Origin of the sequence: Nguyenibacter vanlangensis (assembly GCF_013376155.1) — a bacterium.
Lineage (GTDB): Bacteria > Pseudomonadota > Alphaproteobacteria > Acetobacterales > Acetobacteraceae > Gluconacetobacter > Gluconacetobacter vanlangensis.
Window position 1 is genome coordinate 1 of record NZ_JABXXP010001085.1, and the last position, 723, is coordinate 723.

Annotated in this window: 1 protein-coding gene; it reads right to left on the reverse strand. The window is 71.1% G+C overall.

Translation table 11 applies throughout. The features are described from left to right. Positions 1 to 201: 201 nt before the first annotated feature. Positions 202 to 723 (reverse strand): Tim44/TimA family putative adaptor protein (locus HUK84_RS21390; RefSeq protein ID WP_176641947.1); only part of this gene is annotated, 522 nt, incomplete at its 5' end.

Consider the following 723-nt stretch of genomic DNA (forward strand, 5'->3'; position numbering starts at 1 on the left):
AGCCCTGGAGGTCGACGAAGGGGACGGGCCGGCCGCCGCCCGGGATGGTGGCGGCGCAGGCGGACAGCAGGGCGATCGCCGCAACGGCGGCTCCCCGCAGGGTCTTGGTCATGAATGGATAGGGCAAGGAAACAGCCGGATTGGGATGAAGTGGACTGGAAGGACCTGCCGGGAGGTCCCGGACAACAGCCGCCGGACGAATCAGGCGCTGCGGCTGGCGGCCAGGCGCCAGGCCGCGCCGCCGATCGGCACGCCGAGCAGCCGCTCGAACGTCCACAGGTCGGAAAATTCGGTCACGGCGTCTGTGCCGGCGACAGGATGGCCGTCCTTGTCCAGGGTCAGGCTGACCTGGTCCGAGACGATGCGCACATCGATCCGGGCATGGGCGGCGCCGTCGCGCGGCTGGATCTCCGCATCGACGATCGACAGGCCGGCGATGGCGCGAACTTCGGATTTCTGGGTCTCGCCCGCCTGCTGGCGCGCGCGGATGGCGGCGTCGAATGCGGCGAAGGCATTCGCGGTCAGGCGATCGCGCAGCATGGCGGTATCGCCGGCGGCGAAGGCCTGCACGATCTGGCGGAACGACGTTTCCACCCCGCGCAGGAACTGGGCGGGCACGAAATCACGTTCCTGCCGGGCGATGGCGGCCAGGACCTGGCCGACCCGGGTTTCCGGCGCGGGCACGTCGTACTCGGCCACCGGGGCGGGCGGTTCGGCGCGGGC